The 10243-nt window shown below is 70.1% G+C and carries 10 protein-coding genes; 3 read left to right on the top strand and 7 right to left on the bottom strand.

The annotated features are described in order from the left end of the window. The first annotated feature begins 92 nt into the window (after window positions 1–92). Window positions 93–878 carry an SDR family NAD(P)-dependent oxidoreductase gene (locus tag ACWEN3_RS32435; RefSeq protein ID WP_452978060.1) on the top strand — a complete coding sequence of 262 codons (786 nt, stop codon included), beginning with the start codon at window positions 93–95 and terminating at the stop codon, window positions 876–878. 108 nt (window positions 879–986) lie between these two features. On the opposite strand, the gene glmS is transcribed toward ACWEN3_RS32435, so the two are convergent. Then, entirely contained in the window at window positions 987–2834 is a 1848-nt protein-coding gene (glmS, locus tag ACWEN3_RS32430; protein WP_452978057.1) for a glutamine--fructose-6-phosphate transaminase (isomerizing), read from the bottom strand. Between the two features lie 181 nt (window positions 2835–3015). Between glmS and coaA the strand changes: the two genes are divergently transcribed. Further along, a complete protein-coding gene (gene coaA, locus ACWEN3_RS32425; protein ID WP_452978062.1) occupies window positions 3016–3984 on the top strand; it encodes a type I pantothenate kinase in 969 nt (322 codons plus the stop codon). 257 nt (window positions 3985–4241) lie between these two features. On the opposite strand, the gene glmM is transcribed toward coaA, so the two are convergent. The 3 genes from glmM to rplM all read right to left on the bottom strand — a co-directional run bounded on the left by glmM (window position 4242) and on the right by rplM (window position 6791). Further along, complete coding sequence (glmM, locus tag ACWEN3_RS32420; protein WP_452978054.1) at window positions 4242–5600, bottom strand: phosphoglucosamine mutase; 1359 nt, start codon at window positions 5598–5600, stop codon at window positions 4242–4244. 192 nt (window positions 5601–5792) lie between these two features. Then, window positions 5793–6305 (bottom strand): 30S ribosomal protein S9, encoded by a 513-nt coding sequence (gene rpsI / locus ACWEN3_RS32415; RefSeq protein ID WP_004927169.1) that lies wholly within the window; start codon window positions 6303–6305, stop codon window positions 5793–5795. Between the two features lie 42 nt (window positions 6306–6347). Next, on the bottom strand, window positions 6348–6791 hold the full coding sequence (gene rplM, locus ACWEN3_RS32410; protein ID WP_452978052.1) for a 50S ribosomal protein L13: 444 nt from the start codon (window positions 6789–6791) through the stop codon (window positions 6348–6350). 298 nt (window positions 6792–7089) lie between these two features. Between rplM and ACWEN3_RS32405 the strand changes: the two genes are divergently transcribed. Further along, entirely contained in the window at window positions 7090–7974 is an 885-nt protein-coding gene (locus ACWEN3_RS32405; protein ID WP_452978049.1) for a hypothetical protein, read from the top strand. 13 nt (window positions 7975–7987) lie between these two features. On the opposite strand, the gene truA is transcribed toward ACWEN3_RS32405, so the two are convergent. The 3 genes from truA to ACWEN3_RS32390 form a co-directional block, all read right to left on the bottom strand. Beyond that, the gene (gene truA, locus ACWEN3_RS32400) at window positions 7988–8839 is read right to left on the bottom strand and encodes a tRNA pseudouridine(38-40) synthase TruA (RefSeq protein ID WP_452978046.1); all 852 of its coding nucleotides are present in this window, start codon (window positions 8837–8839) and stop codon (window positions 7988–7990) included. A gap of 91 nt (window positions 8840–8930) precedes the next feature. Further along, entirely contained in the window at window positions 8931–9425 is a 495-nt protein-coding gene (gene rplQ, locus ACWEN3_RS32395) for a 50S ribosomal protein L17 (protein WP_452978044.1), read from the bottom strand. 185 nt (window positions 9426–9610) lie between these two features. After that, window positions 9611–10243, bottom strand: a 633-nt coding sequence (locus ACWEN3_RS32390) for a DNA-directed RNA polymerase subunit alpha (RefSeq protein ID WP_358645232.1), incomplete at its 5' end; no start/stop codon positions are given.

Raw genomic sequence — 10243 nt, 5'->3', positions numbered from 1 at the left:
GGGCCGGCCGTGAGGAACAGCGCTTGCCGGGATGATCCGAACGACACCCCCTAGGCCCGCTCGGGCGCACACGGGCCGTCTACGCTGCGGCCATGAACACCGCATCCCGTGCCTACCTCTCCGACCTGTTCTCGCTGGACGGCCGTGTCGCCGTGGTGACCGGAGGCAGTTCCGGCATCGGCCGGGCCGTCTCCGGGGCGCTGGCGCGCGCCGGCGCGAGCGTGGTGGTCGTGGCCCGTCGCAAGACCGAACTGATCGCCACGGTCGAGGAGTTGACGGCCGACGGGTGCCGTGCGGCGTGGGTGAGCGGCGACCTGGGCAGCCGGGCGGGCGTGCACGCCGCGGCCGAGGAGGCGGCCGGGGTCTTCGGAGAACCCGACATCCTCGTCAACTCCGCGGGGATCAACCTCAGGCCGCCGATGAGCGAGCTGGGCGAGGACGTGTGGGACACCACCATGGCCGTGAACCTGGAGGCCCCCTTCCTCCTGGGGCAGCGGTTCGGCCCCGGCATGGCCGAGCGGGGCTTCGGCCGGATCATCCACATCAGCTCCCAGCAGGCCCACCGGGCCTTCGTGCAGAGCGGCGCGTACGGCGTCTCCAAGGGGGCGCTGGAGTCGCTGGCCCGCTCGCAGGCGGAGGCCTGGTCCCCGTACGGCGTCACCTGCAACACCCTGGTGCCGGGCTTCGTGATGACCCCGCTGAACGAGCGGCTTTCGTCCGACCCCGAACGGGTGGCGGCCCTCGCCGCGCGCACGCTGACCGGGCGCAACGGGCTCGCCGAGGACTTCGCGGGCGCGGCGGTGTTCCTCGCCGGCCGGTCCTCCGCCTACGTCACCGGCCAGTCGATCTGCGTCGACGGCGGCTTCTCCGTGCACTGACGACGGCGCCCGGTGTCCGGACCCCGGCTTCGCCGCGTCCAGACGCGCGAAAGCCCCCGCCCGGACGGGCGGGGGCCGCACGCCTCCTGACGGAGGCTCACTCCGGGCTCACTCCACGGTGACCGACTTGGCCAGGTTCCGGGGCTGGTCCACCTCGTTGCCGCGGGCGGTGGCCAGCTCGCAGGCGAAGACCTGGAGCGGCACGGTGGCCACCAGCGGCTGCAGCAGGGTCGGCGTGGCCGGGATGCGGATGAGGTGGTCGGCGTACGGGACGACCGCCTCGTCGCCCTCCTCGGCGATCACGATCGTGCGGGCACCGCGCGCCCGGATCTCCTGGATGTTGGAGACGATCTTGTCGTGGATGACGGAACGCCCGCGCGGCGAGGGGACGACGACCACCACCGGCACGTCCTCCTCGATCAGCGCGATCGGACCGTGCTTCAGCTCGCCCGCCGCGAAGCCCTCGGCGTGCATGTAGGCGAGTTCCTTCAGCTTCAGCGCGCCTTCGAGAGCGACCGGATAGCCCACGTGCCGGCCCAGGAAGAGCACCGTGTTCTTCGAGGCCAGCGTGCGCGCCAGGGCCCGTACCGGCTCCATGGTCTCCAGGACGCGCTCGACCTCGACCGAGATCCGGGACAGGTCCTTGATGACGGCCTGGATCTCGTCGCCCCACTTGGTGCCCCGCACCTGGCCCAGGTACAGGGCCACCAGGTAGCAGGCCACCAGCTGGGTCAGGAACGCCTTGGTCGAGGCGACCGCGACCTCCGGGCCGGCGTGCGTGTACAGCACCGCGTCGGACTCGCGCGGAATCGTGGAGCCGTTGGTGTTGCAGATGGCCAGCACCTTGGAGCCCTGCTCCCGGGCGTGCCGCAGCGCCATCAGGGTGTCCATCGTCTCGCCAGACTGGGAGATGGCGATCACCAGCGAACGGCCGTCCAGGATCGGGTCCCGGTAGCGGAACTCGCTCGCCAGCTCCACCTCGCAGGGGATGCGCGTCCAGTGCTCGATGGCGTACTTGGCGATCAGGCCGGAGTGGAAGGCCGTACCGCAGGCGACGATGACGACCTTGTCGATCTCGCGCAGCTCGGAGGGGGAGATGCGGACCTCGTCCAGGGTGAGGGAGCCGGACGGGTCGATACGGCCGAGCAGGGTGTCGGCGACCGCCTTGGGCTGCTCGGCGATCTCCTTGAGCATGAAGTAGTCGTAGCCGCCCTTCTCGGCGGCCGAGGCGTCCCAGTCGACGTGGTAGGAGCGGACCTCGGCCGGGCGGCCGTCGAAGCCCGTCACCGTGACGCCGTCGCGGCGCAGTTCCACGACCTGGTCCTGGCCCAGCTCGATCGCGTTGCGGGTGTGGGCGATGAACGCGGCCACGTCGGAGGCCAGGAACGCCTCGCCCTCTCCGACGCCCACCACGAGCGGGGAGTTGCGGCGGGCGCCGACCACCACGTCCGGGTCGTCCGCGTGCACGGCGACCAGGGTGAACGCACCCTCCAGGCGCCGGCACACCAGCCGCATCGCCTCCGCGAGGTCCGCGCAGCCGGAGAACTCCTCGGCCAGCAGGTGGGCGACCACCTCCGTGTCCGTCTCGGAGTTCAGCTCGTGGCCGCGCTCGGCCAGCTCGGCGCGCAGCACCGCGAAGTTCTCGATGATGCCGTTGTGGACGACGGCGACCCGGCCCGCGTTGTCCAGGTGCGGGTGCGCGTTCGCGTCCGTGGGGCCGCCATGGGTGGCCCAGCGCGTGTGCCCGATGCCCGTCGAACCCGCCGGCAGCGGATGTTCGACCAGTTCCTTCTCCAGGTTGACGAGCTTCCCGGCCTTCTTCGCGGCGGCCAGCCCGCCGTCCGCCGGCACGGCGACACCCGCCGAGTCGTAACCCCGGTACTCCAGCCGCTTCAGCCCTGCCATCACGACATCGAGCGCCGACTGTGACCCTACGTATCCCACGATTCCGCACATGAGCCGCAGCCTACGGCCCGCGGCGGCCCCCAAAGAGCCTTCCCCTGCCCGAAATCGGAAATTCCCACCGTCGTACGAAGGCCCCGGCACGGAACCACGGCCCGATAGCGCGTGACGGACCCCACCCGCCGTGCCGTTCAAACTCCGTTAACAATGGACTGTGATCTCACCGGTCCCCTCGATGCCCCGGAGCGCCCACCGGCACAGGCCGGAGGCGACTCCCTACGTCGACCTCACCCGCGCCGAGTGGAGCGCCCTGCGCGAGAAGACGCCGCTGCCGCTCACCGCCGAGGAGGTGGAGAAGCTGCGGGGCCTGGGCGACGTGATCGACCTGGACGAGGTACGGGACATCTACCTCCCGCTCTCCCGCCTGCTCAACCTCTATGTCGGCGCCACGGACGGACTCAGGGGGGCGCTGAACACGTTCCTCGGCGAGCAGGGCTCCCAGTCCGGCACCCCGTTCGTCATAGGCGTCGCCGGTTCCGTCGCCGTGGGCAAGTCCACCGTCGCCCGTCTTCTGCAGGCCCTGCTCTCCCGCTGGCCCGAGCACCCCCGGGTGGAGCTGGTGACGACGGACGGCTTCCTGCTGCCCACCGAGGAGTTGGAGGCCCGCGGCCTGATGTCGCGGAAGGGGTTCCCCGAGTCCTACGACCGCCGGGCCCTCACGCGCTTCGTCGCCGACATCAAGGCCGGCAAGGGCGAGGTGACCGCGCCGGTCTACTCCCACCTGATCTACGACATCGTGCCGGGCGAGAAGCTCACCGTCCGCCGCCCGGACATCCTGATCGTCGAGGGCCTGAACGTCCTCCAGCCCGCCCTGCCCGGCAAGGACGGCCGCACCCGGGTCGGCCTCGCCGACTACTTCGACTTCAGCGTGTACGTCGACGCGAGCACCGAGGACATCGAGCACTGGTACCTGAGCCGCTTCAGGAAACTGCGCCAGACGGCCTTCCAGAACCCCAACTCGTACTTCCGCAAGTACACCCAGGTGTCGGAGGAGGAGGCCCTGGACTACGCGCGCACGCTCTGGCGGACCATCAACAAGCCCAACCTGGTCGAGAACATCGCCCCCACCCGCGGCCGTGCGACCCTCATCCTGCGCAAGGGCCCGGACCACAAGGTGCAGCGGCTGCGGCTGCGCAAGCTGTAGGACCGGCGGGGCTCGCCGACGCTGCCGCGGTCGACGGTGCCGGCGTCCCGCTGCACTCACCCCGGGCCCGCCAGGTCGCCCGACGAGTCAGTGAGGCCGGGACGGGGAACGAGGCGGCGACCGGACCCGCCACCAGGGCCGGACCGGTCGCCCGCGTCGGTGTCTCTCCTCCGTCGAGGGGCGTGCCGCACAGGGCGGCCTCGACGTCAGGGAAACAACCGGTGTTCAGTCACGCACTTCCCGCTGCGCCCGGCGTCCTAGCCCAGCGCCGACTTCACCGCGTCGGCCAGCCGGCTCGCCACCGACCTCGCCTGGTCGATGTCCGCGGCCTCGACCATCACCCGTACCAGCGGCTCGGTGCCGGACGGCCGGAGCAGCACGCGCCCCGTCTCCCCCAGCTCGCGCTCGGCCTCGGAGACGGCGGCCGCGAGATCGGCCGAGGTCCGCACCCGGGACTTGTCCACGTCCGGCACGTTGATGAGCACCTGCGGCAGCCGCTCCATCACCGACGCCAGCTCGCGCAGGCCGCGGCCGGTCTCGGCGATCCGGGCCGCGAGCAGCAGACCGGTCAGCGTGCCGTCGCCGGTCGTCGCGTGGTCGAGGACGATGACGTGCCCGGACTGCTCGCCGCCGAGGGCGAAGTCGTGCTCCTTCATCTCCTCCAGCACATAGCGGTCGCCGACGGCCGTCTGCACGAGGCGGATGCCCGCCCGCTCCATGGCCAGCTTGAAGCCCAGGTTGGACATCACGGTCGCGACGACGGTGTCGGAGCGCAGTGCGGAACGCTCCCGCATCGCCAGCGCGAGCACGGCCAGGATCTGGTCGCCGTCGACCTCCTCGCCGGTGTGGTCCACGGCCAGGCAGCGGTCGGCGTCGCCGTCGTGCGCGATACCGAGGTCCGCACCGTGCTCGACGACGGCGGCCTTCAGCTTGCCCAGGTGGGTGGAGCCGCAGCCGTCGTTGATGTTGAGGCCGTCCGGCTCGGCGCCGATCGTGACGACCTGGGCGCCGGCCCGCGCGAAGGCCTCCGGCGAGACCCCCGAGGCCGCGCCGTGCGCTTCGTCCAGGACGATCTTCAGTCCGTCCAGCCGGTTCGGCAGGACGGAGAGGAGGTGGCCGACGTACTGCTCGAAGCCCTCGTCGTAGGACCGGATGCGGCCGACCCCGGCGCCCGTCGGCCGCTCCCACGGCTCGCCGTGCCGGTGCGACTCGTACACCGCCTCGATCCGGTCCTCCAGCTCGTCGGCGAGCTTGTGGCCGCCGCGGGCGAAGAACTTGATGCCGTTGTCGGGCATGGCGTTGTGGCTGGCGGAGAGCATCACGCCCAGGTCGGCGCCGAGCGCGCCGGTCAGATACGCCACCGCGGGCGTCGGCAGCACGCCGACCAGCAGGACGTTCACACCCGCGCTCGCGAGACCCGCGATCATCGCGGCCTCCAGGAACTCCCCGGACGCGCGCGGGTCCCGTCCGACCACCGCCGTCGGCTTGTGGCCCTCGAAGGTGCCCGCCTCGGCCAGCACGTGCGCCGCGGCGACGGAGAGGCCGAGCGCCATCTCGGCCGTGAGATCCGCGTTGGCGACACCGCGCACGCCGTCCGTGCCGAAGAGTCGTCCCACTTGTCCTCCTGAGGAAGCGTCGATGGCGGAATCGGAGGGGCGCCGCATTGGTGGCAGGCGCCTCGACATCCGATCACACAAGCCTCTGAGCGTCTTGTGTCGTTATACGCCCTTGACTCGGATAAACGAACGCCCCGACGGCACAAGTGGCGTGCCGCCGGGGCGTTCGGAGTACGAGCAGGCAGCTGCTGATTAGCGCTTGCTGTACTGCGGAGCCTTGCGGGCCTTCTTCAGACCGGCCTTCTTGCGCTCGACCGCACGGTCGTCGCGCTTGAGGAAGCCGGCCTTCTTCAGCGGGCCGCGGTTGTTGTCGACGTCCGCCTCGTTCAGCGCACGGGCGACACCGAGACGGAGCGCACCGGCCTGACCGGAGACACCGCCACCCGCGATGCGGGCGATGACGTCGTAACGGCCCTCGAGCTCGAGCACCTTGAAGGGCTCGTTGACCTCCTGCTGGTGCACCTTGTTCGGGAAGTAGTCCTCGAGGGTGCGGCCGTTGATCTTCCACTTGCCGGTGCCCGGAACGATCCGGACGCGGGCGATGGCGTTCTTGCGGCGGCCCAGGCCGGCGGCCGGCTGGGGCTCGCCGAAGCGGGAGGCCATGGACTCCGAGGTGTACTCGCCCTCGACGGGGACCTCGGACTCGGTGGTGTAGCTGTCGATGTCAAGCTCTTCGAGCGGCTGCTCGGCAGTGGTCTCGGCCACGATTCTCCTCAGATTCTGTTCAGTCTTAGGGGGTGGCCGGACTTACTGCGCGACCTGGGTGATCTCGAACGGCACCGGCTGCTGGGCAGCGTGCGGGTGCTGGTCACCCTTGTAGACCTTCAGCTTCGAGAGCATCTGACGGCCCAGGGAGTTCTTGGGGAGCATGCCCTTGACGGCCTTCTCGATGGCCTTCTCGGGGTTCTTGTCGAGGAGCTCGTCGTAGCGGACGGAGCGCAGACCACCCGGGTAGCCGGAGTGGCGGTACGCCATCTTCTGGGTCCGCTTGTTGCCGGAGAGGTGCACCTTGTCGGCGTTGATGACGATGACGAAGTCACCAGTGTCGACGTGCGGCGCGTAGATCGGCTTGTGCTTGCCCCGGAGGAGGGTCGCTGCGGTGGTGGCGAGACGACCCAGGACAACGTCCTGAGCGTCGATGACGTGCCACTGGCGCGTCACATCGCCGGGCTTGGGGCTGTACGTACGCACGGTTCGTAGCCTTCGCTTCGAGTGAATGGTCCTGAACAGGTCACCGAAACGATCACGACAGCCTCGACCGCACCGCGGTGACGCAAACCGCGTGCTGATCGCTGGTCATCGGCCCGGTGGACCGGTGTAAGGGCCCGTCCCGTGAGAATGAGCAAGCCAATACACAACGAAGAAGCAGGTTACCTGCAGGGCCCCGGACGGGTCAAAACGAGTCCGTTCCCCCTCATGTCGGCGGACAAACGTGGCATGCCGACGGACGCGCTCCTGCACCCTGCGCCCCCCGTCTAAGATGCGCCCCATGAGTTACGGGCAGGGGGGACCCCAGTCTCAGTGGGATCCCTGGAAACCTAATTCCCAGCAGCAGCCGTGGAACAGCGGCGGCGACGACGGGACTCCGGACTGGGCCGCGCTGGCGCAGGCCTCGGAGACCCGCAACAAGCGCCGCAAAGTGCTGTTCATAGTGGGCGGCGCCCTCGCGACGGTGGCGATAGGCACCGCGGTCGCCATGGCCGTCGTCTCCGCGAACGGCCGCAACGAGGCCCACGGCCAGCCCGCCAGCCTGCCCGCCGGCTCGCTGCCGAGCGGCTCGGGCACCGCAGCGCCGTCCTTCGCACCCACCAGCGCCCCGCCGCCGCTGGATCCGAAGGACTTCATCGCCAGCGCCAAGAAGGACACCGCCCCGCTCAGCCCCGCCACGCTCTTCCCCGGCACCCAGCTGACCATCGGCGACACCGTCTACAAGAAGGGCGCCACGGCCGACACCACGAAGTGCGCCTCGGCGGCCGGCGGCACCCTGCCGAAGATCCTCACGGCCAACGGCTGCACCCGCCTGATGCGCGTGAGCTACGCCGACGGCGACATCGCCGTCACCGTCGGTGTCGCCGTCTTCGACGACCAGGCCCAGGCCGTGAAGGTCAAGGCCCAGGCCGTCGGCAAGACCAACCTCGTCGGCTCGCTGCCCGGCAAGGGCATCAAGAACTTCTGCGACGCCGCGATCTGCCGGACGACCACGAACGCCGTCGGCCGCTACGCCTACTTCACCATCAGCGGCTTCACCAACGGCAAGAACGTCACCAACAAGGACACCAAGGTCTTCCGCACCGGCGACGACCTCCAGCGGTTCGCCTTCGACCAGATCTACCGCCGCGGCCAGGCCCAGGCCTCCGCGGCGGCGAACCGGTAGCCGGCGAAGCGGCTCAGCAGCACCCCGCCGACGGAAGCGAGCGCTTGTTCCTGGCCTCCCTGTTACGGGCGGCCAGCAGCTCGTCGGCGGGGTAGCCGACCTCCTCCAGGGTCAGCCCGTGCGGCCGTACGACGTGCACGGCCGAGTCCCGCACCCCCGCGGCCAGCACCTTCCCCGGCCACTCCGGCCCCCGGTGCCCGTCGCCGACGAAGAGCAGCGCGCCGATCAGCGAACGCACCATGTTGTGACAGAAAGCGTCGGCCCGGACCGTCGCCGTGACGACGCCGTCCGCGCCCCGCACCAGGCTCAGCTCCTGCAGCGTGCGGATGGTGGTGGCGCCCTCCCGCCGCTTGCAGTACGCGGCGAAGTCGTGCTCCCCCACCAGCGCCCGCGCGGCCTCGTTCATGGCGTCCACGTCGAGCGGCCAGTCGTGCCACAGGACATGGCCCCGCAGCAGCGGGTCCACTCCCCCGGGGTTGTCCGTCACCCGGTACGCATAGCGCCGCCAGATGGCCGAGAACCGGGCGTTGAAGCCCTCCGGGGCCTCGGTGAGCCGCCACACCCGCACGTCCTTCGACAGCCGCCCGGCGAGCCGCTTGAGCAGCTTCTCGCGGTGCTCCGCCCACAGCGGCAGGGGCAGATCGACGTGGGCCACCTGCCCGCGCGCGTGCACACCGGCATCGGTGCGCCCCGCCACGGTCAGCTCGTACGTCTCCTTGGACCGCGTCACCGTGCGCAGCGCGTCCTCGATCTCCCCCTGCACGGTCCGCTTGCCGCCGGCCTGCTTGGCCCAGCCGTGGAAGTCGGCGCCGTCGTAGGAGAGGTCGAGGCGGATACGGACGAACCCGGGCTGTACTTCACTCACGAACAGATCCTCTCAAGCTCTGACTCCACCCCGGTACGCGAAAGCGGGCCCGCCCCGAAGGGCGAACCCGCTTCCCGCGTCAGGCAGAGCCTCAGGCGTCCTTCGACTCCTCGGCGGCGGCCTCCTCGGCCGGGGCCTCGGTGGTCTCCTGCGCCTGGGCCTCGTCGGACTCCTTGACCGCACGCTTGGTGGCGGCCTCGGCCTCACCCACGGCCTTCTGCTGCACCGTCAGCGCCTCGACCAGCTCGATGACGGCCATGGGCGCGTTGTCGCCACGGCGGTTACCGATCTTGGTGATGCGGGTGTAGCCACCCGGACGGTTCTCGTACCGCGGGCCGATCTCGGTGAAGAGCGTGTGGACGATGCCCTTGTCCGTGATGACCTGGAGCACCTGGCGGCGGTTGTGAAGGTCGCCCTTCTTCGCCTTGGTGATCAGACGCTCGGCGTACGGGCGCAGGCGGCGGGCCTTCGCCTCGGTGGTGGTGATACGGCCGTGCTCGAACAGCGACTTCGCGAGGTTCGCGAGGAGCAGCTTCTCGTGCGCGGCGCTGCCGCCCAGACGGGCACCCTTGGTGGGCTTCGGCATTGTTCTTCTCCTGTGTGTCTGCCCTGGCCGTGTCAGGTACCGGGGTCAGTATCCGAGCAGACGGTTGTCTGTCGGAGATCCGCACGACAGCCCCGAAGGGACATGTCGTCCGGAGGGGGCGCGGGGAACTGCGCGACAAGCCACAGCGCACCCGCACCCGAGTACGGACCGGAAGGCCCGAGCTCTTAGTACTGCTCAGTCTCCACGAACCCGGCATCCGCATCGTCATCGGCACCGAACGCGTCCGCGGCGGCGGTCGGGTCGAATCCGGGCGGGCTGTCCTTGAGGGCCAGGCCCATGCCGGCCAGCTTCGCCTTGACCTCGTCGATGGACTTCGCACCGAAGTTGCGGATGTCCAGCAGGTCGGCCTCGGAGCGCGCCACGAGCTCACCCACGGAGTGGATGCCCTCACGCTTGAGGCAGTTGTAGGAGCGGACCGTGAGCTCCAGCTCCTCGATCGGCAGCGCGAGGTCGGCGGCCAGGGCGGCGTCCGTGGGGGACGGGCCCATGTCGATGCCCTCGGCGTCGATGTTCAGCTCGCGGGCGAGACCGAACAGCTCGACCAGCGTCTTGCCGGCGGAGGCCATGGCGTCACGCGGACGCATCGCCTGCTTGGTCTCGACGTCGACGATCAGCTTGTCGAAGTCGGTGCGCTGCTCGACACGCGTCGCCTCGACCTTGTACGTGACCTTGAGAACCGGCGAGTAGATGGAGTCGACCGGGATACGGCCGATCTCCTGGCCCACCTGCTTGTTCTGCACGGCCGAGACGTAGCCGCGACCGCGCTCGACGGTCAGCTCCATCTCCAGCTTGCCCTT

It is taken from the genome of Streptomyces sp. NPDC004561 (genome assembly GCF_053602155.1).
Note: the sequence above shows the minus strand (reverse complement) of the source record. Positions and strands in the feature narration are given on the sequence as shown.